The 22647-nt window shown below is 65.9% G+C and carries 21 protein-coding genes; 8 read left to right on the top strand and 13 right to left on the bottom strand.

The genetic code is table 11. The features are described 5' to 3' along the window. Positions 1-33: 33 nt before the first annotated feature. Together J3E61_RS01320 and J3E61_RS01315 are read right to left on the bottom strand one after the other, a co-directional pair. A complete protein-coding gene (locus J3E61_RS01320; protein ID WP_210082329.1) occupies positions 34-1677 on the bottom strand; it encodes a cation acetate symporter in 1644 nt (547 codons plus the stop codon). Continuing rightward, positions 1674-2057, bottom strand: a complete 384-nt coding sequence (locus J3E61_RS01315) for a DUF485 domain-containing protein (protein ID WP_192726747.1) — start codon at positions 2055-2057, stop codon at positions 1674-1676. Before J3E61_RS01315 ends, J3E61_RS01320 begins: the two co-directional genes overlap by 4 nt. Before the next feature lie 82 nt (positions 2058-2139). Between J3E61_RS01315 and J3E61_RS01310 the strand changes: the two genes are divergently transcribed. Then, positions 2140-2718, top strand: a complete 579-nt coding sequence (locus tag J3E61_RS01310) for a Fe-S cluster assembly protein HesB (RefSeq protein ID WP_192726746.1) — start codon at positions 2140-2142, stop codon at positions 2716-2718. A gap of 21 nt (positions 2719-2739) precedes the next feature. On the opposite strand, the gene J3E61_RS01305 is transcribed toward J3E61_RS01310, so the two are convergent. Next, positions 2740-3129 carry a recombinase family protein gene (locus J3E61_RS01305; RefSeq protein ID WP_210082328.1) on the bottom strand — a complete coding sequence of 130 codons (390 nt, stop codon included), beginning with the start codon at positions 3127-3129 and terminating at the stop codon, positions 2740-2742. A gap of 113 nt (positions 3130-3242) precedes the next feature. Next, positions 3243-3908, bottom strand: a complete 666-nt coding sequence (locus J3E61_RS01300; protein WP_210082327.1) for a nitroreductase family protein — start codon at positions 3906-3908, stop codon at positions 3243-3245. Positions 3909-3943: 35 nt separating this feature from the next. Between J3E61_RS01300 and J3E61_RS01295 the strand changes: the two genes are divergently transcribed. Then, the gene (locus tag J3E61_RS01295) at positions 3944-4090 is read left to right on the top strand and encodes a DUF1059 domain-containing protein (protein ID WP_192726743.1); all 147 of its coding nucleotides are present in this window, start codon (positions 3944-3946) and stop codon (positions 4088-4090) included. On the opposite strand, the gene J3E61_RS01290 is transcribed toward J3E61_RS01295, so the two are convergent. Then, a complete protein-coding gene (locus tag J3E61_RS01290; protein WP_210082326.1) occupies positions 4087-6279 on the bottom strand; it encodes a hypothetical protein in 2193 nt (730 codons plus the stop codon). The two genes, J3E61_RS01295 and J3E61_RS01290, sit on opposite strands and share 4 nt — an antisense overlap. A gap of 19 nt (positions 6280-6298) precedes the next feature. On the opposite strand from J3E61_RS01290, the gene J3E61_RS01285 reads away from it, so the two are divergent. Then, complete coding sequence (locus J3E61_RS01285; protein ID WP_210082325.1) at positions 6299-6514, top strand: hypothetical protein; 216 nt, start codon at positions 6299-6301, stop codon at positions 6512-6514. A gap of 336 nt (positions 6515-6850) precedes the next feature. Here J3E61_RS01285 and J3E61_RS01280 read toward each other — a convergent pair whose 3' ends face one another. Both J3E61_RS01280 and J3E61_RS01275 read right to left on the bottom strand, forming a co-directional pair. Beyond that, positions 6851-7780, bottom strand: coding sequence for a hypothetical protein (locus tag J3E61_RS01280; RefSeq protein WP_210082324.1), 930 nt, complete (start codon positions 7778-7780; stop codon positions 6851-6853). Between the two features lie 56 nt (positions 7781-7836). Then, entirely contained in the window at positions 7837-8379 is a 543-nt protein-coding gene (locus tag J3E61_RS01275) for a hypothetical protein (protein ID WP_210082323.1), read from the bottom strand. On the opposite strand from J3E61_RS01275, the gene J3E61_RS01270 reads away from it, so the two are divergent. After that, positions 8378-9751: a mannosyltransferase gene (locus J3E61_RS01270; RefSeq protein ID WP_210082322.1), complete on the top strand. Its 1374-nt coding sequence runs from the start codon at positions 8378-8380 to the stop codon at positions 9749-9751. The two genes, J3E61_RS01275 and J3E61_RS01270, sit on opposite strands and share 2 nt — an antisense overlap. On the opposite strand, the gene J3E61_RS01265 is transcribed toward J3E61_RS01270, so the two are convergent. Next, positions 9693-9980 (bottom strand): 4a-hydroxytetrahydrobiopterin dehydratase, encoded by a 288-nt coding sequence (locus J3E61_RS01265; protein WP_210082321.1) that lies wholly within the window; start codon positions 9978-9980, stop codon positions 9693-9695. The genes J3E61_RS01270 and J3E61_RS01265 overlap by 59 nt on opposite strands. Before the next feature lie 410 nt (positions 9981-10390). On the opposite strand from J3E61_RS01265, the gene J3E61_RS01260 reads away from it, so the two are divergent. Continuing rightward, positions 10391-10798, top strand: a complete 408-nt coding sequence (locus J3E61_RS01260) for an NUDIX domain-containing protein (protein ID WP_192726737.1) — start codon at positions 10391-10393, stop codon at positions 10796-10798. A gap of 55 nt (positions 10799-10853) precedes the next feature. Next, the gene (locus J3E61_RS01255) at positions 10854-11915 is read left to right on the top strand and encodes a hypothetical protein (protein ID WP_210082320.1); all 1062 of its coding nucleotides are present in this window, start codon (positions 10854-10856) and stop codon (positions 11913-11915) included. A 4-nt stretch (positions 11916-11919) separates the two neighbouring features. Here the strand turns inward: J3E61_RS01255 and J3E61_RS01250 are convergent, their stop codons facing one another. Then, positions 11920-12177: a hypothetical protein gene (locus tag J3E61_RS01250; protein ID WP_192726735.1), complete on the bottom strand. Its 258-nt coding sequence runs from the start codon at positions 12175-12177 to the stop codon at positions 11920-11922. Positions 12178-12341: 164 nt separating this feature from the next. On the opposite strand from J3E61_RS01250, the gene typA reads away from it, so the two are divergent. Then, positions 12342-14231, top strand: a complete 1890-nt coding sequence (typA, locus tag J3E61_RS01245) for a translational GTPase TypA (protein ID WP_210082319.1) — start codon at positions 12342-12344, stop codon at positions 14229-14231. Between the two features lie 23 nt (positions 14232-14254). Further along, a complete protein-coding gene (locus tag J3E61_RS01240) occupies positions 14255-16144 on the top strand; it encodes an ABC transporter family substrate-binding protein (RefSeq protein ID WP_210082318.1) in 1890 nt (629 codons plus the stop codon). On the opposite strand, the gene J3E61_RS01235 is transcribed toward J3E61_RS01240, so the two are convergent. The 4 genes from J3E61_RS01235 to J3E61_RS01220 form a co-directional block, all read right to left on the bottom strand. Beyond that, positions 16145-17722: an LCP family protein gene (locus J3E61_RS01235; RefSeq protein WP_210082317.1), complete on the bottom strand. Its 1578-nt coding sequence runs from the start codon at positions 17720-17722 to the stop codon at positions 16145-16147. A 115-nt stretch (positions 17723-17837) separates the two neighbouring features. After that, a complete protein-coding gene (locus J3E61_RS01230; RefSeq protein ID WP_210082316.1) occupies positions 17838-19127 on the bottom strand; it encodes a hypothetical protein in 1290 nt (429 codons plus the stop codon). Between the two features lie 442 nt (positions 19128-19569). Next, the gene (locus tag J3E61_RS01225; RefSeq protein WP_210082315.1) at positions 19570-20805 is read right to left on the bottom strand and encodes a chloride channel protein; all 1236 of its coding nucleotides are present in this window, start codon (positions 20803-20805) and stop codon (positions 19570-19572) included. 106 nt (positions 20806-20911) lie between these two features. After that, positions 20912-22516 carry a hypothetical protein gene (locus J3E61_RS01220; protein ID WP_210082314.1) on the bottom strand — a complete coding sequence of 535 codons (1605 nt, stop codon included), beginning with the start codon at positions 22514-22516 and terminating at the stop codon, positions 20912-20914. Positions 22517-22647 lie beyond the last annotated feature (131 nt).

Raw genomic sequence — 22647 nt, 5'->3', positions numbered from 1 at the left:
TAACCCATGCGGCCGCCCGAGTAATCCCGCGAGCTAGTGGCCGACCGCCTTTTCCGCGCCGACGCCGGTCAGCGTCCGCACCTCGAATTCGGCGTTGAGCTCGGCGTCACCGCGATCAGGTGACGTGAGGGTGCCGACGATGCCGAGGATGAACGCCAGCGGAATCGACACGATGCCGGGATTGGCCAACGGGAACCAGGCGAAGTCGACGCTTGGCAGCATCGCGGTCTTCGCACCTGACACCGCGGGGGAGAAGATGATCAACACGATCGTCGAGATCAGGCCCCCGTACATGCTCCACAGCGCGCCGCGGGTATTGAACCGCGACCAGTACAGCGAGTACAGGATCGTCGGTAGGTTGGCCGCCGCGGCCACCGCGAAGGCGAGCGCGACGAGGAACGCGATGTTCTGACCGTTGGCGAGAATGCCGAGGCCGATCGCGATGATGCCGATCACCACGACCGTGATGCGGGACACGCGCACCTGTTCTGCCTCGGTCACCGGTGCTTTTCCATGGCCGCTTCGCAACACGCTCGCATAGATGTCGTGCGCGAATGACGTTGCCGCCGTGATGGTCAGGCCCGCGACCACCGCGAGGATCGTCGCGAACGCGACTGCCGAGATGACACCGAGCAGCACGACGCCGCCGAGTTTGAACGCCAGCAACGGCGCGGCCGAATTCTGCGCGCCGGGCGCCGCGAGGATGGCGTCGGGCCCGACCAAGGCCGCGGCGCCGTAACCCAGCGCCAACGTGAACAGGTAGAAGGCGCCGATCAGCCAGATCGCCCACACGACCGAGCGGCGGGCCTCCTTCGCGGTCGGCACGGTGTAGAAGCGCATCAGGACGTGCGGCAGGCCGGCAGTGCCGAGCACCAGGGCCAGCGCCAGCGAGATGAAGTTGATCTGCGATGTCAGCGAGGTGCCGTACTGCGCGCCGGGCGCCAGCACGTCACGGGCGGCGACCGCCTTGCTCGACGAACCCGACACCGCGGACTGTGCCCCGCCGAGCATCTCGGAGAAGTTCAGGCCGAACTTCGCAAGCACCCACACGGTCATCAATGCGGCGCCACCGATCAGCAAGACGGCCTTGATGATCTGCACCCAGGTGGTGCCCTTCATTCCGCCGATGAGCACGTAGAGGATCATCAGCAGCCCGACGACAGCGATGACGAGGGCCTGACCGAGATCGCTCTTGACGTTGAGCAACAGCGCGACCAGACCGCCGGCGCCTGCCATCTGAGCCAGCAGGTAGAACAGACAGACGGCGAGGGTGGTGGTCGCGGCGGCGAGTCGCACGGGGCGTTGCCTCAGCCGAAAGCTCAGAACGTCGGCCATCGTGAATTTGCCTGCGTTGCGCAGTAATTCGGCAACAAGCAGCAGAGCAACGAGCCATGCGACGAGGAAGCCTATCGAATACAGGAAGCCGTCGTAGCCGTACACCGCGATGGCACCCGCGATGCCGAGGAAGCTGGCGGCCGACAGGTAGTCACCGGAGATCGCGATGCCGTTCTGCGGGCCGGTGAATGCGCGTCCGGCAGTGAAGAACTCGGCGGCCGTTGTGTTCTTCTTGCTGGCGCGAATCACGATGTAGAGCGTGATCGCGACGAACAACGCGAAGATCCCGATGTTCGCGGCGGGATTGCCGACGGTGGCGGCGGCAAGCACGTTGACGGTCATGCCGCACCGCCTTCGAGTTCGGCGCGGATGGCTTCGGCCCGCGGGTCGAGTTCACGGTTGGCGAACCGGACGTAGATGGCCGTGATCGCGAATGTCGACACGAACTGGCCGAGGCCGATGAGCAGGCCGACGTTGATGTTGCCCCACACTTTGATCGCCATGAAGTCGTGCGCGAACGCGCCAAGCAGCACGTAGGCGAAGTACCACACCAGGAACAGCGCGCTCATCGGAAAAACGAAGCGGCGCAGCCTATTTCGTAACTCTTGAAACTCCGGGCTGGCCTGAACGGCCAAATACTTCTCACCGCTGACGGCGGTTTCGTGGGGCGGATGTTGGGTCTCGGGCACGGTGACTCCTGACCTCCATGTGTAGTTGCGCATGCGACAGCCTCGTGAGACCTGCGTCACAATAAGCTAGTTCCCAGGGAACTCCAAGGTGAAACACGCGTTCTAGACTGGCCGCGTGGCGAAACTGCAGCTAGTTCAAGATCCGGCGGCCGACGCGCTGCTGGAGTCCAATCCCTTCGCGCTGCTGGTGGGGATGCTGCTGGATCAGCAGTACCCCATGGAAGCCGCGTTCGCAGGACCGAAGAAGATCGCCGATCGCATCGGCGGAGTGGACGCCCGCGAAATCGCCGACTACAACCCCGAGGAATTCGCGGCTCTGTGTTCGAAAACGCCTGCGATTCACCGCTTTCCGGGATCGATGGCCAAGCGGATCCAGGCACTGGCGCAAATCGTCGTCGACCAGTACGGCGGCGAGGCGTCGGCGCTGTGGACGGCAGGTGATCCGGACGGAGCCGAGGTGCTGCGTCGGATCAAGTCATTGCCCGGATTCGGCGAACAGAAGGCGAAGATCTTCCTGGCGCTGCTCGGCAAGCAGTACGGCGTGACGCCGAAGGGCTGGCGTGAGGCAGCAGGGGACTACGGCAAGGCCGGGTCGTTCATGTCGATCGCCGACGTCAAGGATGCGGGTTCGCTCGAGAAGGTGCGGTCGTACAAGAAGCAGGCGAAGGCAGCAGCGAAGGCGGCGAAGGCCTGAGCCGTTCAACCCGGCGAAGGCCTAGCTCGCGCGGTGCTGCTCGTGCTCGACATCGAGGTGCGCCAGCGACGTCAGGATGTGGGCGACTACGCGTCCGGTCGCGGTACCTGTGTCGAGTCCCTCTTTCAGTGTGCGCAGCCGGATTCCGCGGTCGGTGAGGTCGGCGATGGTCCGCGTCACCTCGGCGGCGGACCGGCCGAGCCGGTCGATTGCCACGACGATGACCGTGTCACCGGAACGCGCGTAGCTCAGCATCGCGTGCAGGCCGGCGCGCACGCGCTCGGCGGAGTCGGACAACTTGTCGGTGAACACGCGCCTAGGGTCGACGCCTGCAGCGTTCAGTTCCGCGAGCTGTCCCTCAAGGTTGTGCTCGACGGTGCTGGCTGTTGCGTAGCCCAGCGTGCAGGTCACGAACCCAAGGTCTCATGAGACCGCGGTCAGCGGAAGAGAGAACGCCGCTTCGAGTCTGGTTCGAGTCTGCTTTGAGTCTGGCTAACTGCCGAACTGTTATCGCGCTGCGACTCCTAGGCGCCAAACGGCTCGCCGTCGAAACGCTCGCGGGTCGCGAGTTCGTTGACCGGCTTACGGGTGAGCTTGCTGACCTGCTTGACCGGCTTGCCGATCGGAAGGATGGCCGCGATCGCATAGTCGTCCGGGATGCCGAGCAAATCCTTGACAGCAGGCTCCTCAGCGACGGCCATCGTGGTCAGCACGCCGCCGTATCCTTCATTTCGCGCGGACAGCAGGATGCTCCAGACGAACGGATAGACCGACGCGCCTGCGATGAGGCCGATGCGGTCGAGGTTCTGGTCGAACGCCGCACAGACATTGAGATCGACCGTGACGACGAGCACGGCGCCTGCGCCAAGGACCGGCGCGCCTAGGTAGGGCGGCACTTCGGTGGCAGCCACCTCTTCGGGCGAAACCTTCATGGGGTGCACGGGATTCCACGGCCCCTCACCGTTTTTGGTTTGCGCGATATACCGTCGCGCACCCGTGACGCTCAGCTCGACGATCGCCTCACGGGTCGCGCGGTCCCGGACGACGATCACACGCACGCCTTGACGGTTGCCACCGCTCGGCGCGAATCGGGCATTGTCGAGGATGCGCTCGAGCACCTCGTCGGGCAGCGGGTCGTCGGCGAACCGGCGGGTGGCGCCCGTTGTGCGGATGACGTCGGAGAAGTCCATGACCGCCATCTTGGCCGATATGCGATTGTGAACACATGAAGACTCATTTGAACTGCCCCTGCGGTGAGGCGATCACCGGCAAGGACGAGGACGATCTCGTCGAAAAGGCCCAGGCTCACTTGACCGAGGCGCATCCCGGCCGCGAGTACGACCGGGACGCGATCCTCTTCATGGCGTACTAGCAAGCATCCGGTTCGCAGACCGATTGGCCGGGGCCGGCGGTGACGTCCCATCCCGAGTACGGGTCGCCGGTACCGTACGAGCCTGCGGACGCGAAGCTGTCGACGCCCGTGGCGGTGGCGTTGTTGTCGTCGGCATCTACGCTGGCCGTCCCCGCCCTCGCAAATCCGCCGTCGCTGGCGGTGGCTACATTGCCGTCGCTGCTGGATGACCCGTATGCGGCCTCAGCCGCACTGCCGTTGGTCGCGGTGCCGACGTTGCCGGTGTTGCCTTCGCCTGGCAGGAAACTCCCGAAGCTGGCCACCTGCGCGCCGCTGTCGGTTTCGGCAGTGGCGGTGTTGTTGAGGTTGTTGCTGCCCCAGATGCCCGCGCTCGCATAGCTGTTGTCGGTGGACTTGGCGTAATTGTTGACGTTGAAATCGCCCACCTCCGCGGCGTACGCCTCGCTGCCGTTCACCGCTTCGGCGTGGTTGTTGGTGTTGGAGTCTCCTTGGATTCCCGCGGTGGCGAAGCTGATGCCGTCCGCCCCGCCTTCTGCGGAGGCGTAGTTGTCGACGTTGGAGTTACCGCCCTCGCCGGCCGACGCCATGCTGCCGTCGAAGGCGTAGGCCTGATTGGTGTCGTTGCCGTTGCCGTAGGAGCCCGCGGTCGCCTGGCTGGAGAAGGTGCCGTCGGCGGAGGTGCCGGTGGCGATGGCCCAGTTGCTGTTGTTGCCGTTGCCGTTGGAGCCCGCCGTTGCCGTGCCGCCATCGGTGGCGATGGCGAAGTTGCCGTCGTTTCCGGCATTCCCCGTGGTGTCATCGAAGCCGCCGTTGTATCCGGCATAGGCGGTTCCGCCGGTGCTTGCCCCGGCGTTGTTGCCGTCGTTGTAACTTCCGGCGGCGCCCGCATAGGCCGTGCCCCCGCTGTCGGTGTACGCGTGGTTGTCGGTGTTGTGATCACCCGGCGCCGCGGAGCTACCGAGCAGATCCCCGCCGCCTGCGACCGCCAAGCCCGTGTTGGCCTCCGCAGTGTTCAGGTTGTTGTCACTGCCGAATGCACCGGCGGAAGCAAAGCCGCCATCGGTGGCCACCGCATCGTTGTCGTGGTTGTCGTTGCCTAGCGTGCCGGCGAGCGCCACGCCATTGGTGGTCTCGGCTTTGTTGTTTTGGTTGCCGGTGCCATCCGAACCCGCTACAGCCATGCCGTCCGTGGCGACGGCCGTGTTGTTGTCGTTGGACGTGGACTCACCGGAGAACGATCCGAAGGACCCGGCGCTGGCCATGGCTTCCGAGCCGTCAACGACGGTGTCTGTAGCGATCGCTTTGTTGTCGTCATTGCCGCTGCCGAACGAGCCGGCAAAGGCCTGCGTCACGGTGAACGTCTCGTCGTCGGGATTGCCGGACGCCGTTGCGACGTTTCCCGTGTTTTCGGATCCCTGAGCCCCGGCGAGAGCCACGGCACCGTTGGAGGCTGTCGCCTTGTTGCTGTAGTTGTTGCTTCCGTCGGTGCCTGCGTCGGCGGCGCCGCCAGTGCTGGCGGTGGCGTGGTTGTCGTAGTTTCCGTCGCCGGAAGCACCAGCGCCTGCGATGCCGCCGTTCGTGGCGTCGGCGGTGTTGAGGTAGTTGTTGTTTCCGGTGGAGAAGTCGTGAGCCAGAACTGCACCGCCGCCGGCCACAGCGTTGCTGCCGTCACTGGCGGTCGCCGTGTTGCTGAGGTTGCCGTCGCCGAGAGAACCGGCGGAGGCCGTGCTTCCGTTGGTGGCCTCCGCGATGTTGCCGACGTTGTTGCTACCAGCGACCACAACGATCCCAGGATCGTTGGGGTCTTCCGGCAGTTGCACGCCACTGCCTGCATAGGCCGTGCTGCCGCCCGTGGCGTTGGCGGTGTTGCCAACGTTGCCGCCACCGAACGAGCCGGCGTAAGCGGTACTGCCGTCCGTCGCGGTTGCGGTGTTTCCAATGTTGTTGCTGCCGTTGGCTCCTGCCAAAGCGGTGCTGCCCGCGCCGGTGGCGGTGGCATTGTTACCGCTTCCGGGATTGGCGGGATCGCTGCCGGCGGTGCTCGCCGTCGCGTTAGTGCCTGTGGCGGTGGCCGAACAGCCGATGCAGTTGCTCGCATCTGCAATCGTGTTGGCGCCCTTGGCAACTGCCGTCGAGCCCTGCCCGTAAGTTGTGGTCGCCTGAGCGTCACCGTGGTCGACTCGCTGCACCCCGTCGACGGAAATACTGATGTTGCCCTTGACGCCCTTCGTGGAGCCTGGGGTGGACGGCTTCTTTGTCGTCGGCGACGTGTTCGTCGTCGATGCCGAGGACGGCGATGAGGTGGACGATGCCGAGTCCGATGACTTGTCTGACGGCGGTTTCGCCGACGCCACCCACGGCGCCGCGGCCATCCCGACGCCGATGCCCAGCGCTACCGCTAATCCCCCGATTCGACCGACATAACGTCCGTACCCCATGATTGACCTCCCCCGAGTAGTCCCGCGGACGCGGGAATGCTGTCGAAAGGGAGATTAAGTTCGGCCCGGGTGAACGAGTCGAGTATTCGAGTACTCGAAAATTCGGGCGGCGCCGCCTAGGTTACGCATTTCCTATTTCAAATATCAGGGGTGCTGACCTGGCTGTATGTCCGCTAACGAAGGTATGTGTTTACTTCCGAATTCAATGAGGCAGCACGGAATAATTACCACTTCCGTCAAAAATAGCGCCGGTCCCGCGAAACAGAATTCCCGGTCGTTAATCGCGACGGATAACGACCGGGAATTCTATTTCGACGCGGGGCTAAGGGACGACCGTCGAGCCGATGGTCGGCATGAATTGACACTGCTTCTCGACGGTGGTGACCTGTCCGAAAATCGTCGAGATGATGCTGCCCGAGCCGGTGTCCACGATTGCCGACAGCGTCGTCGGGCCATTCGGGTTGATGTCCGGCCGGGGCTTCAGTGTCGCGCTGCCCGACTTGCCCGTCGTCAGATTGACCCAGGTGACGTTCAGCGGCAGTTTCTGCTCGGCAGCCGGCGCCGGCGTCCCGATCGCGGTGAACACGTATGCCGTCTGACCCGCTGCGGGCCCAGGTGCGGGGATCTTGGCCGGGCCCGCAACCGAGATCGCGGTCGCGAACACATTGCTGCCGTCGGCCAGGCACCCGTTACTGATCGACGGGTACATGAAGTCCTGCGTCGGCGGAGCGTCGGGACCGAACGCGGGCGCAGCGGCCGGAGCCGCCGCATCGGGCGCAGGAAGCGGGGCAGGAGCGGGCGCCGGGACAGGGGCCGGTGCCGGTGCGACGTCGGGAATCGGCGCGGCGACCGGGGCGGCCTGCGGCGCGGGGCCGACGGCATGCGCAGGGTCGACACCCGCAGGCAGATGCGCCTCGGTACCCGGGACGGCGCCGGGCGCGGGGACGTGGGCGACGAACTGATTCACCGCCGTCGCCACGTTCCGCGAATCCGAAGGCAACGCCGAATTGCCCGCGAATGCCGCCGCGGCAGCCATCAACTCCGAAGCCGCATTAGTCGGATCTGCAGCGGCGCGCTGGATCACCGGACCGATGCCCTGCACCGCCGAAAGACCCGGCGCCTGCACCGCATCGATCGGCAGCGGCGGCACCGGGTCGGCGTTGGCCACCGGTGTCATTCCACCCAGCAGTAGTGCTACCGAAGAGCCGACAGCGGCGCTGATGCCGGCGAACGTCGTCCTGATCGATGACATGGTTTCCCCGATTCCTGGTTGCCTGGTTTGTATTCAGTGACGCGAGTCGACCGCCGTCACGGCAGTGCCGACAACGGCATCAGCAGCGGCGCGATGGCTTGGCTCGCCGGCGCCGCTGGTGCGGCGGCCACCGGAGCGGCGGCGGCTGCGGGCGCGGCCGCGGCGGGCGCCGTCGGTGCGGACGGCAGGAGACCGGCAAACGGTGTGCCTGCCGGCATCAACGACGCCAAGGCACCCGGCACCGACGTCAGCAGGTTCTGCGGCGCGGCCAGCGGTGCCGCGGGGGCGGGAGCCGCCGCCGGAGCCTGAGGAAGCGTGAGCGACGCGGTTGCAGTTGACGGCCCCGCGGCGGGTGCCGCGGCAGGTGCGGCGGCGGTTTGCGCGGTGCCGAGGAACGACGTGAGGCCCTGCATGAGGGTCGTTGCCGTCGCCGGGTTGGTGGCGAGCTGCTGGAGGAACGGCAGGCCCGGCACGCCGGGAGTCGGGGCGGGGGCCGCCGCGGGATCAGCTGCAGCCGTTGCGCTGAGCCCCAGCGCAAGCCCGGCTGCGCTCGCAGCGGTGATCATGCTGGTGGCAAGCATTTTCCTGGTGAATTTCATGGTTCTCCCAATCGTTGAAGGCACGCCTGGGCCCGACAGTCGTCCAGTTACTGGTGTTACTCAAGTGACACGTGTGGCGGTTATTCAACCGTTACGGATACGAAGGGCTTCGGTGACCGTGGATAGAGTCGGGCGGATAAACACCACCTCGACAGCCGCCGCCCCGCGCCTGCCCGCCCGCCTGGCCGCCGCGGCGCCAGTGCTGTTGGTGCTGAGCATCGCCGCGCGCCTGGCATGGACCTACCTGGTGCCCAACGGCGCCAACTTCGTCGACCTGCACGTGTACGTCGGCGGTGCCGGCGCGCTCGACCATCGCGGCACGCTGTACGACTACGTCTACGCCGACCAGACGCCCGACTTCCCGCTGCCGTTCACCTACCCGCCGTTCGCGGCCGTCGTGTTCTATCCGTTGCATCTGATTCCGTTCGGAATCCTCGCGTTCGCTTGGCAACTCGGCACCATCGCGGCGCTCTACGGAGTCGTGCGTGTCAGCCAGCGACTGCTGCCCGGGCCCGCCGGCGACCGGCGCATCGCGATGTTGTGGACCGCGGTCGGCATCTGGCTCGAACCGCTGCGAAGCAATTTCGACTACGGGCAGATCAACGTGCTGCTGGTGCTCGCCGTGCTGTACGCGGTCTACAGCACACGATGGTGGCTGTCGGGGCTGCTCGTCGGGCTGGCCGCGGGAGTGAAACTGACGCCTGCGGTATCGGGCCTCTACTTCGTCGGCGCCCGACGTTGGGGCGCTGCGCTGTTCTCGGCGGTGGTGTTCTTCGGCACGATCGCCGTCTCGGCCATCGTCGTCGGCGACCAAACCCGTTACTACTTCACGGAATTGCTTGGCGACGCGTCCCGGGTGGGCCCGATCGGAACGTCGTTCAACCAGTCGTGGCGCGGCGGCATCTCGCGGATTCTCGGGCACGACGCCGGTTATGGGCCACTGGTGCTGGCAGGGATCGCGATCACCACCGTGCTCGCCGTGTTGGCGTGGCGCGCGGTCGGCGGCGCATCCGACCGGCTGGGCGCGATCGTCGTCGTGCAACTGTTCGGCCTACTGCTGTCGCCGATCTCGTGGACGCATCACTGGGTGTGGCTGATTCCGCTGATGATCTGGCTGCTGCACGGCCCGCTCCGTGAGCGGACGGGCGCGCGGGTGCTGGGCTGGGGCTGGTTGATCCTGACCGTCGTCGGGGTGCCGTGGCTGCTGAGCTTCGCGCAGCCGACGATCTGGGTCATCCCCCGCCCGTGGTACCTGGCCTGGGCGGGGCTGATCTACATCGTCGCGACGGTGGCGACGCTGGCGTGGGTCGCGACTACGGGTTCCCGACGATCGCGTTTATCTCCCGAGCCATCTGCAGATCGTTCTCGGTGATACCGCCGGCGGAGTGCGTCACCAAGACGAAAGTGACTGTCCGCCAACGGATATCGATATCGGGGTGATGGTCTTTTTCCTCCGCCTTCTCGCCGACTCGACGCACGGCGTCGATGCCGTCGAGGAAGGCGGGAAATTTGATCGAGCGGCGCAGCGCGCCGTCGGTGCGCTCCCAGCCGGGAAGGTCGGGCAGTGCGGCGTCTACTTGGTCATCCGTTAACACAGCCATCTCTTCAACGTAGCGCGCTCGTGGGTGTACTGACAGGTGCCTGACAGAGTTGTGCAGAACAATCGAGCAGTGCAACGGCGGTCCGGATACGTGGTTGCCGGGGGCGGTCTCGTACTCCTTCTCGGCATGCTCGTCGCTTCTGTCATCTGGATGTCGGACAGTTCGAAACGACCTGTGGTCCAACCCAATTCAGCTCCATCGACCTCCAGCCCGGTGGCCGCCGAGCCGCAGCCGCTTCCGGCGACTACGACTGAGCTGCCGCCGCCCACCACGCCACCGGCCGTAGCGATATCGCCCTCGCAGTTGACGGCCGAGACGATGGCGCCCGCTCCGCCGCGCCACCGACGACTGCACGAGTTGTTCCCAAACCTGTTCCCGAACTGATTGGCGGGCGTATACCGTCGCGGGCAGTGTCTGCTCATGCGTCGAACCAGATCGTCGTTGCCGGTGCGCTGATATCGGATTCCCTGCTGCTGGTGGCGCAACGGGCCCGGCCGCCGGAACTCGCCGGCCTTTGGGAACTTCCCGGCGGCAAGGTCGTGGCGGGGGAGAGCGACGCTGCCGCGTTGGCCCGCGAACTTCACGAGGAACTCGGCGTCGCCGTCACCGTCGGCCCACGCATCGGCGCCGATGTCGCGCTCACCGACACCATGACGTTGCGCGCCTACCGCGTCACCCAGACCGGTGGCGCATTGCACCCCAACGATCACCGCGCGCTGCGCTGGGTCGGCGCCGACGAACTCGACGACCTGCCGTGGGTACCCGCCGACCGCGCCTGGGTAAGCGAGCTGGCCCTTCTTCTGCGCGACGCCGGCTAGGCCGACGCCTTTTGTTCGCCCCGCCAGCCGCTGGCGCACACTATTCTCCCCACCCATGCGCGTGCTCCGGTTCATCTGGCGGGGTGTGCTGGCGTTCGACCGCGTCGGTAGCCGCATTCCACAGCTGATTCAGATTTGGCTTGTCGAACTGTTCTTCGTCATGCCACTGGCGTTCTTCATCGGCAAAGTGATCGACATCCACGGTGCCCTTGGGGTTCCGGGCACCGGCGGGTCGATCCCCGCCGTTTTCTGGGGAGCCTTGGTGCTGGCCCTCGTTACCGGCTTCCTCTTCGTGCGCGGGCTGCTTCGGCCCCGCGTCGTCGAGGGCTCCTGGGCGCCGATGGTCCACGTTCCCACCGGTACCGACGTCGAGGTCCTTGTCGCCAACCGCCGAGCCAGGGTCGATTACGAATACCTGACCAGCCATCCGTCCTACGCATTGCTCTCGTTACTGACAGTGCCCATCCCGCTGTCGATGTGGTACTTCAGCCGCAACGAGGGCGACAGCACCTTCTATTGGCGCATCACCGGCATCGTCGGCCTGATCGTGATTGCCGCAATGGCTTTCGCACGCGTATTGGCTTGGTACGTCTTCCGGTTCGGCAGAAGCCGACTGGAACGTGTGACGGCGCGGACCGCATGGGAGGTCGCGTGGAAGCCCGTGCTGATGCTGACCGTGATGTGCTACGCGATCGTGTGCATCCCGCTGGCGGTGATGTTCTGGCAAGACGACCGGCGCGTGGCCGCACTGCCCGTGATCACTGCCGCGGATGCGAACGGCCATGGGGGACAGATGTTTCGGGTGGAAGGTCGACTCGCATCAACGCCGGTGTACTGGGCGCCCAACGGCACCGGGCGCGGCGGAAACAACTACGCGGGCGCAGGCGTTCTCGTCGACCTGACGTCTGGCGGTCAGGCGCTGCTGCTGGCCGAATCAATGGTGGTGAGCGATTTCATCGTCGCGATACGCGAAGCCGACGGCAATCTGATCAAGACGCAGGGCGAGGTGATCGACGAGATCACCGACAACCAGCGCAGGTACTACGGCTTCAACGAAACCGATTTCCCGCCGCGTCCGGACGGCGGTCGCGTTCTGGTGCGCCTGACGACGCCGTAGTCGCTCAGTAGTGCAGTCGGTCGTTGACCACCACACCGGCGTGGCGCAGCGAGTGGATCGGATGCATCAAACCCGGATGCCTGCAGTGCGGGCAGGACTCTCGCGACTGGTTCGCCGACGAGAACGTCAGATGCCTGCAGGCCGCGCACCGCACCACATAGAACGCGCCGATCCAATTGAGCAGCCCGAGGTAGATCGCCGCGGTCGCGGCGGTCGCCAGCACGGCAATGACTGCGATGGTGAATACCTCTTCAGCAGGCATTTTCGTCAACCTCCTACCGACTATTGACGGGCGAATTCGACGCTACGCCCGGACGCTGTGAGTGCGGTGTGTGATGACATTGCCGCTCACAGGTGCGCCGTACGGCACGTGACCGGCGTCTCTCGTTTTCGTGTTTGGCCGACCACACTGGGAGAATCACCAGCGTGGATTTTCGGAACGTCGCGATCGTGGCACACGTCGACCATGGGAAGACGACCCTCGTCGACGCCATGCTGCGCCAATCGGGTGCCCTGCACCATCGCGGCGACGACGCCGTCGAACGCTTGATGGACTCCGGTGACCTGGAGAAGGAAAAGGGCATCACGATCCTGGCGAAGAACACCGCGGTGCACCGCAAGCACGCCGATGGCTCCATGACGGTGATCAACGTGATCGACACCCCCGGCCACGCGGACTTCGGCGGCGAGGTCGAGCGCGGCCTTTCGATGGTCGACGGCGTGCTGTTACTGGTCGACGCATCGGAAGGGCCGCTCCCGCAGACCCGATTCGTGCTGCGCAAGGCGCTCGCGGCGCACCTGCCCGTGATCGTCGTCGTCAACAAGACCGACCGGCCCGACGCCCGGATCGCCGAGGTCGTCTCCGAAAGTCACGACCTGTTGCTCGACGTCGCCTCCGACCTCGACGAGGAGGCGCAGAAGGCCGCCGAGAACGCGCTTGGACTGCCGACGCTGTACGCCTCGGGGCGCGCAGGGATCGCCAGCACCACCGAGCCGGCCAACGGTGAGAATCCCGAGGGGACCAACCTCGACCCGCTGTTCGACGTGCTGCTCGAGCACATCCCGCCACCGCAGGGTGATCCCGAGGCGCCGTTGCAGGCGTTGGTGACCAACCTCGACGCCTCGGCCTTCCTCGGCCGCCTCGCACTGATCCGCATCTACAAGGGGCGCATCCGCAAGGGCCAGCAGGTCGCCTGGATGCGCGAGGTCGACGGCCATCCGGTCATCACGAACGCCAAGATCACCGAACTCCTGGTCACCGAGGGCGTCGAGCGGACCGCTACCGACGAGGCCATCGCAGGCGACATCGTCGCCGTCGCAGGCATCCCCGAGATCATGATCGGCGACACGCTGGCCGATCCGGACCACGCGCACGCGCTGCCGCGGATCACCGTCGACGAGCCCGCCATCTCGGTCACCATCGGCACCAACACCTCGCCGCTGGCTGGCAAGGTGTCCGGCCACAAGCTGACCGCCAGGATGGTGAAGTCGCGGCTCGACCAGGAGCTGGTCGGCAACGTGTCGATCAAGGTCGTCGATATCGACCGGCCCGACGCCTGGGAGGTGCAGGGCCGCGGCGAGCTGGCGCTGGCCGTGCTGGTCGAGCAGATGCGGCGGGAGGGCTTCGAGCTGACGGTCGGCAAGCCACAGGTGGTCACGCAGACGATCGACGGCAAGCTGCACGAACCGTTTGAGGCGATGACGATCGACTGCCCCGAGGAGTTCGTCGGCGCGATCACGCAGCTGATGGCAGGCCGCAAGGGCCGCATGGAGGAGATGACCAACCACGCAGCGGGCTGGGTGCGGATGGACTTCATCGTGCCCAGCCGCGGGCTGATCGGCTTCCGGACCGACTTCCTGACGCTGACGCGCGGCACCGGCATCGCCAACGCGGTGTTCGACGGCTACCGGCCGTGGGCGGGCGAGATCCGCTCGCGGCACACCGGCTCGCTGGTGTCGGACCGCTCGGGGACGATCACGCCGTTCGCGATGATCCAACTCTCCGACCGCGGCCAGTTCTTCGTCGAGCCCGGCCAGGACACCTACGAGGGTCAGGTCGTCGGCATCAACCCGCGCGCCGAGGACCTCGACGTCAACGTGACCCGCGAGAAGAAGCTGACGAACATGCGCAGCTCGACCGCCGACGTCATGGAGACGCTGGCCCGGCCGCTGGAGCTGGACCTCGAGCAGGCCATGGAGTTCTGCGCGGAGGACGAGTGCGTCGAGGTGACGCCGGAGGTGGTCCGGGTGCGCAAGGTGGAGCTGACGGCCAGCCTGCGCGCGCGGGCAAAGGCTCGAGCCAAGGCGCGCTCTTAATCGCTCCCGATAACCTGTGTGACGTGCCGGGCCCGCTACGCGTCATCGTTGCGCTATCTGCGCTGGTGACGTTGGTCGGGGGCTGCACGGTCAGCCCGCCGCCCGCGCCGCAGAGCACCGACACCAGTGAGTCGACGCCGCCTCCTCCGATGAAGGCCACGCAGATCATCATGGCCATCGATTCCATCGGCCCGGGCTTCAATGCGCACCTGCTGTCCGACCAGTCGCCGGTGAACGCGGCGATCAGCTCGCTGGTACTGCCCAGTTCGTTTCGGCCTGTGCCGGATCCCAACTCGCCCACCGGGTCTCGTTGGGAGCTCGACACCACGCTCCTGCAGTCGGCCGAGGTCACCAATCAGAACCCGTTCACCGTCACGTACAAGATCCGTCCCGAGGCGTCGTGGACGGACAACGCGCCGATCGCCGCCGACGACTACTGGTACCTGTGGCGTCAGATGGTCAGCCAGCCGGGAGTCGTGGACCCCGCGGGCTATGACCTGATCACCGGCGTGCAATCGGTCGAGGGCGGCAAGACCGCGGTGGTGACGTTCTCGCAGCCCTATCCCGCGTGGCGCGAGCTGTTCAACAACATCCTGCCCGCCCACATCGTCAAGGATGTGCCTGGCGGATTCGCGGCAGGCCTGGCGCGTGCGCTGCCGGTCACCGGTGGCCAGTTCCGCGTGGAAAGCATTGACCCACAGCGCGATGAGATCCTGCTCGCCCGCAACGACCGCTATTGGAGTGCGCCTGCGAAGCCGGACCAGGTGCTGTTCCGTCGCGGCGGTTCGTCGGCGGCGCTGGCCGACTCGATCCGCAACGGCGACACCCAGGTCGCACAGGTGCACGGCGGGGCGGCGGCGTTCGCACAACTGTCGGCGATTCCCGACGTTCGGACCGCCCGCATCGTCACCCCGCGGGTCATGCAGCTGACCCTACGGGCACAGCAACCCGCGCTCACGGATTCCCAAGTGCGCAAAGCGATTCTGGGTCTGCTCGACGTCGACCTGCTGGCGTCGGTCGGAGCCGGCGACGACAACACCGTCACACTGGCGCAGGCTCAAGTGCGATCCCCGTCCGACCCGGGTTATGTCCCGACGGCGCCCCCCGCGATGACAAAGGAGGCAGCGCTCGCGCTGCTGGCCAACGCGGGCTATCAGGTTGAGCCGATCGAGACGACGCCGCCTGCGACGCCGGGCACACCGGTGCCCGAGAACAACCGCGGGCGCATCACCAAAGACGGTGTGCCCCTGACGCTTGTCCTCGGCGTCTCCGCCAACGATCCGACGGCTGTCGCGGTGGCCAACACCGCCGCAGACCAACTGCGCAACGTCGGCATCGCGGCATCGGTGTCGGCGCTGGATCCCGTGGCGCTCTACGGCGACGCGCTGATCAACAACCGGGTCGACGCGGTCGTGGGCTGGCATCAGGCCGGCGGCGATCTCGCGACGTCGCTGGCGTCGCGATACGGTTGCCCGGCGCTGGAGGCAACCGCGGTTTCGACGACCACCGTCGGAACCACGCCGTCGACTCCGTCCACCACCAATTCGACTGCGCCGACGGGTAATTCGCCGCCACCGCCGCCACCGCCGCGGCCGACCACGACGCCGACGCAGACCACCGCGAGCCCGGCGCCGGAAGCCGGCCAGCTCGTCCAGGCGCCCAGCAATATCACCGGCATCTGCGACCACAGCATCCAGCCGAAAATCGACGCGGCACTCGACGGCACCGAGGACATCGGCGAGGTGATCAACGCGGTCGAACCCCGGCTGTGGAACATGTCGACCGTGCTGCCGATCCTTCAGGACACCACGATCGTCGCGGCCGGCCCGAGCGTGCAGAACGTCAGCCTGTCCGGCGCGGTACCGGTGGGCATCGTCGGCGACGCCGGAATGTGGGTCAAACCGCGGCAGTGATCACTTCACACACGGAGTGTTCTTCCCTGCCATCTCGGTGAGGTCAGTCGGCGCAGGTGCTTGCGCACCGGCGGCTGTCGCGTCGACGGTGGTAACCGGCGTCGCAGCAGTGGTGGTCGGGTTGTCGGTCAAGTACTGATCGGCGGGGAAGTCGGCGCCGACGGTCAACAGCACGGTGTCCGGGGCGACGGTGTCGGAGGCGGTCGCGGCGAGCTGAAGGCGGTCAGCCAACGTGCGCGCGGCGTCGGCGGCGCCGACCCCGTAGGAAATCGTGCTGGTTTCGGCTAGACGATCGGCGGTCGTCACCGTGCCGACGATCATTCCGTCGTCGCCGAACGAATGCTCGATCGCCGAGCCGAGGCCGGCGTGATCGGTGGCATTGATGACATCGAGTGTCGTTGGGGCAGAGGGCTTCTGAGTGGACGTGGGAGTTGCAGGGGTGGACCCGTCGGTGAAGAGGTTGTGCACGATGGACCGAATCCCTTGGACGTCGACGATGTTGACGTCCTCACCCGCGGTGTTCTGGCCGAACTCTTTGATCGGCAGCGTGTAGAGGGTCAGCGCACTGTCGGTCAACGCGGCGGCGTGGTCGACGAAATCGGCGAGGTCGAAGCCGTCGTCGACAGCGATGTTCTGCTGGGCGACGCTCAACAGGTTTCGCAGGTCAGCAGCGTTGGACAACGCGCCGCCGTGGCGCAACGCGGTCACCAGCGACACGATGAACGCCTGCTGGCGGCGCGTGCGGTCCATGTCGGTGAACATCTGGTCGTTCTCATCGCGGCGTTGCCGGACGAACGCCATCGCCTGCGAGGCATTGATCTGTTGGGTGCCGCGGTGAAAGTCCGCACCGGAATAGCTGTCTGAGGTGTCATCGTTCAGGCACACCGTGATCGGCTGGACCACCTGTGCGATCTGAAAGAACGCCCCGAGCGTGACTTCGATGAAGTGATCGATCGGCACGCCCAACAGCCTTCGCACAGTGGCGATCTCGGCCTTGCGGCCGGCCTCACGCGCCGTTTGTTCGCGTGCGGACGCAGCGATGCTATCGCTCAACGAGTCCAGCTGCTGCTGGTATGCCAAACCGTAGGCCTGCTTCACCTTGCCCTTGCACACCCCGCTGGGACAGCCCGGCATGTCGACGTAGTCGTCACGCGGCACCGAAACGGCGCTGACCGGACCGTTGCCGCCCGGCAGGTGCAGAAGGATAAGGACATTGGAGTTGTAGCCGCCGACCGTTTCGTCGCCGGCATGCAGCGCGTCGTAGATGTCCTGGGGGAGCGGCTGGCCATGCTGGTCCAACCGGCTGTCCAAACCCATGATGAGGATGTTCTGCGAACCGCCGACTGATTCGGGGCCACCGGCCAACGCTTGGGACGTGGTGATGCCACCGGACAGATTGCGGTAGCCACTCCACCCGGCGGCCGTGGCGGCCAGCACCGCGACGGCAACGAGCGCGCCGATAGCGCGGCCGGCGGCGAGGATGCGGTTTCGATTGCGGCGGCGGGGCAGCCGATGTCGCGGACCGTTCGCCCGCGGTAACGGCTGCGTGTCCAACTCCGAAACGGCCCGTCGACTCATGACAGCCGGATTATCCCGACACGGCCTGAGAACGCCTTGGCGAGTTTCTCAGGATCGGAGGAACAGGTGTCGGCCCCCTCCAAGAGCGGAGGGGGCCGAGCGCTTTCCTGGTTGCCTACTCGCTGCCTGCCTTGGCCGAGTTGGTGTCCTTCTTGCCGTCGGCGTCCTTCTTGCCGTCGGTTTTCTTGTCGCCGCTGTCTGCCTTGGTGGCCGAGGTGTCGCTCTTCGACGTGGTGTCTTTTGAGCTCGCATCACCCTTGTCCGCGCTGCTGCCGGCTTCGGTTTTGGCGTCGCCACTGCTTGCCGCGGTGTCCTTCGGCGCGGACGCGTCGGCCTTGCCGCCTGTGGCGTCGGCCTTGCCGCCTGTGGCGTCGGCCTCCGCACCGGCGGGGTCCGCCGGCGTCGTCGATGCGTCTTTGCCCGTGGTGCTGTCGGCGGTGCCGGAACTCGTCGCGCCGTTGTTGGCGTCGGCCCCCGGAGGTGTTGTCGCCTCCGCCGACTTCTTCGGGGCGGTCGTGGCCGGGGTAGTGGACAGGGTCACCGTGGTTGCCGCCGACGTGGTGGTGGAGTTCGCCGCAGCGAGGCTCGTCGAAGTCGTCACGGTCACAGGCTTGAGCGCATTCGCGATGACGTCACGGATCTGCAGCAGTGCTCCAGCCAAGCCAAGCCCGGGGCTCAGGACACCGCCGTCGAACCCGAATCCGTTGAGAAGGCCGTTCGCAACGATGGCCGGAACCGCAACGATCGCGCTGACCGCGCCGACGGGATCCAACCCCTTGGCGGCATCGACGATGTTCTGAATGGCCTGCGCCGTGGCGTTTACGGTGCTCACCAGCGGCTCCAGAAGACCGATGCCACCCAACGCCGCGATCGTCGTGAACTGCTGCGTCACGGCCAGCAGGTTGGCGACGGGCTGCTCGAGGAACGTCTGGATCGCGGGCAGCAGGGTGAGGGCGGGAAAGAGCACCGGTTGCGTGATGATGTTCACCACGTTCTGTCCGACGCCGACGATGTTGCCTGCCGCCAAGTTGGCGAGCGCCTCCTGAAGCTGCTGCGGAACGATCGTGCTGACGTTGTCCAGCAACTGACCGCCCGCTTGTTGCAGCGCCGACAGCAGCTCACCTGCACTCGAGAACTGGTTGGTGAGGATCTGCCGCAGGATCGGTGCAGGGTCTTGGAGGATCGTCTGCCCCACGCTGGACAGGTTCTTGACGGTGTTGTTGACGAGGTCGAGGTAGGCCTGGATCGGGTTGACCGCCGCGGCAAGCTCAACGGGAATCGACACTTCAACCGGCGGCAGGGGCATGTCCCGGGGAACTACCGGTGAGACGGGCGAGAGCACGATCGCGCTGGCTCCCACGGTCGCGATCCCGGCGGCGAGATATGACCTAACAGCGACTTGCATAGAAACCCCTTTTAACGTGGTTGTGATCTGGACGCCGGGGAATTTACTCGCAAGTAAGGTGCAGCGCCAGGAATTTTGGGAACAATTGTTATCGCAGCTAGAACGGCCTTTCGATCATGAACTGCTGAATATTGTCAACGCACTAATAGCTGACCTAAAGGTGCGAATTACCGAGTGGCAAACAGCGATATCCGAAGCCTCTTGGCATGGTTGTCCTCGACAAAGTAAATGCACTTATTGCCGTCGTTAATTAGCTGCACTCGGCACGGAACTGACAATCTCGTCAATATCCATGGCGAGCCGACGCCCGCGGGATTTGCCTCCACCGAATCGGGAGCTAGCTGCGGATTCGGTATGCCGACAGGGCGGGCGAGTCAGGTGGCAACGGCCGTTGTCGGTCACGATCGGAACGGTCGCGTTTGCCGCCGCAGCGACGGTCAAATCAGTTGGCGCGTTGGGCCTGCCGTCGCTCGCGGAGCACACGCAGGCCATGCGAGGCGAAAGCAGCGACCGCGAACACGGCAAGGAGCCAGTAGGGCGGGCGGGCGAGTTCCCAGACGAACAGTGCCGCGAAGAGCGGCGCCCGCTGCGTGATCGCCAGCACGCCTGCGGCACATGTCAACGACACGGCGGACACGTGAATGCCGGTGCCGGCCAAGTGGTTCAAGGCCAGCGCGGCCAGTGATCCCGCCGCGGCGCCGGTGGCCATGGCGGGTGTGAGCAATCCGCCGACGGCGCCGGCGCGCAGGAACAGTGCCGTCAGTAGCGGTTTCAACAACAGGATGATCGTGGCCGCACCGAGGGTCAGTCCGCTGTTGAGGCTCACGGCCAGGATGCTCCTGCCGTTACCGGGTAACTCCGGCCACCAGATCGAGCAGATTCCGGTCAGCAGTCCCGCGGCGGCGACCGACGGGATCAGCACCCACGACTTGAACTGCACCTTGGGTTTTGCGATCGCCATCACCCGGTTGAACGCGAGGCCGATCGCCGCCGCCAAAGGTGCGATGGCCAGGGCGAGAAAACCGAACAGGTAGGAGAGTTTCGTGTCCGGCCACGTCAACGCGTGCTCGAGATGCGTGACGGGAGACGCCACCGCAACGGCCAGGCTCGACGTGATCAGCGCGGCGCCGAGCACCCTTGGATGCCAGGTACCCATGACGATGCGTGCGGCGAACAACGCGCCGCCGAGTGGGACGCTGTAAACCGCCCCAAGGCCCGCCCCCGCCGCGCATGCCAGCAGGATTTCGCGGTCGCGGGGCGTCAGCGCCAACCGCGTGGTGCCGAAATCGCCTAGCGCCGCGGCGAGTTGGCGCGGCGCGCCTTCGCGGCCAAGCGAGGCGCCGGATCCGACGATCAGTACCTGCAACCCGGCGTCGATCGACAACGGCCATCGGGGCACCGACCGATGGCTTTTGATGGTCTCGGTCAGGCCGGGAATCTCGGTGCGCCGTCGCAGAATCCACCACCCCCAACCGGCCAGCGCGGCACCGATCATCGGACCGACCGCTCGCCGGACCGGGCTGCTGCCGCCGACGCCGGCCAGCAGGGAGCCGAATGTGTAGTGATAGGTGAGGTGTTCGATCCCGTGCAGCAACAGCGTCGTTGCCGCGCCGGCGACACCCGCCAGCAGGCCGATGATGACGATCGCGCAGCCGAACTCAACGGTGCGCCGCGTCACCAGCTGAATCTATACGGGCCCGACCCGAATCGGCCCCCCTTACGAGGGGGGCCGACCCGGGCGGGGCGTTGCGGGGCGACGCGTACTGGGCGCCGCCGTCACATGGTCATCCGCCGAGCGCGCTCTTCACTGCGCCGGCGAAGCTCTTCGCCACAGAGCTGATCGCGGCACCGACCGGATTCGAGCCGTTGCCCTTGTTGGTGCCGGCTTCGTGGGCCGTCTTCTCGGGAATGAACTTCGCGCCGTCGGTCGTATCGAGGCTGTCGGTGTCGCTGCGCGGCCCCGCGGGCGGGGTGTGCGCCGTGTCGGGCTTGGCAACCTCGGATACGGTCTTGCCGAGGTCGGGTCCCGGCTTGGTGTTCTCGATGGTCGACGTGATCGCTTCGGCCTTCTTCGGGAGTTCCACATCAGCCGGCACGTTTGCCGTCAGATCAGCATTGGGTGCCGCCTGCTTTCCGCCGAGAACTGGCGCCACGTCGAGTGTGACGAGCTTTTTATCCGACGTATCGACACTGTTGATGCTCAGCGTCTGTGCCGGCGCGGCGGTCTTCAGAGGCGTCAAAGCTGAGGCCCCTGGCAGCAACCCGAGGATCTGGGTCACCAGCCCCTGCAGCGTGGGGAAGGTGCCGGGCAGTTTCCACGGGGGGAGGCTCAACAACGGAAGCTTTCCCTCGTTGATGAGTCCGCCCGCCCGGAATGGGTACGGCAAGGGCACCGGGCTGACGAGCGGTCCCAAGTCAGGTCCATACCCTCCGTTGATGAAGCCGTCGATGACGGTGGCCGGGGCGCCGATCAGGGAGCTGAGCACGCCCGCGATGTCGCCGGAGCCCAGCGAGTCCACGACGTCTTGGGTGGCGGCACCGATCGCTCCTGGGCCGCTGATCAAGGGACCGAAAAGGCCCAGCGCGGCAAGGGGCAGCAACGCCGCCTGTTCCTCACCGAGTACTGGCGCCAGCACCTGCCCCAACAGCCCGGCAATGGTGACGATGGGGCTCGCAACGAGGTTGTAGAGCAGCGCATTGACGGCACCCTCGATTTGTCCCTCAGTCTGCACCGGCGCAGCCAATGGCGTTGCAGCCGCGGCCAGCATGCCGCCGCCTCCCAGCGCGCCCAACAGTTCTGTGATCAGCGTCTGCACGGTGGGTATAGCGCCGGGAAGGGTGATTCCACCCAGACCGAGGCCGCCCGGATTGATCAGCCCCCCGACCAGAACAGTCACGATCGCCGGGATACCCAGCAGGGGACCCACGTTGGGGCCGAAGTCTCCGTTGACAACTCCGTCGATGAGTGTCGCCGGCGCACCGATCAGCGCATTGATGAGGGCAGCGAGATCACCTGAGCCGAGTTGGTCAACAACCTGTTGGACTGCGGCGCCGCCCGCGCCTAAGCCACCGATCAGTGGACCGGACAATCCTAAAGCGCCGCCGGCGAGCAGGGCTTCTGCCACGGCTGGCTGCACGCCCAGAATTTGTGCCACCACAGGGGCCGGCAACTTTGCCAGCGAAACCAGTACCTGAGCACCGACGTATGCCAGTTGGTTGACTGCGTCCTCGATCTCGTTGGCGGTGAGTTGAACCGCTCGATCAACCGCCGTCACCGGGTTCGCTATATGTATGTCGGTCGGTGTCGGCACGATCGGAGCGACAGCGATGACGCTGGCTCCGACGATTGCTATTCCGGTTGTGACGTATGGGCGTAGCGCGAGTTGCATGAGTTCCTCCAAAACCTGAGCCGTAGTTAGCCGCACACAGGAACCTATGCGACAAATTCCGTTAAATTTCCAGCTTCAGATGGTTGACGATCGAGCCGGTTGCAAACACAAACGGTGCGCTGCAGGGATAA

This window comes from Mycobacterium sp. OAE908, from assembly GCF_017872775.1.
Classification (GTDB): domain Bacteria; phylum Actinomycetota; class Actinomycetes; order Mycobacteriales; family Mycobacteriaceae; genus Mycobacterium.
Note: the sequence above shows the minus strand (reverse complement) of the source record. Positions and strands in the feature narration are given on the sequence as shown.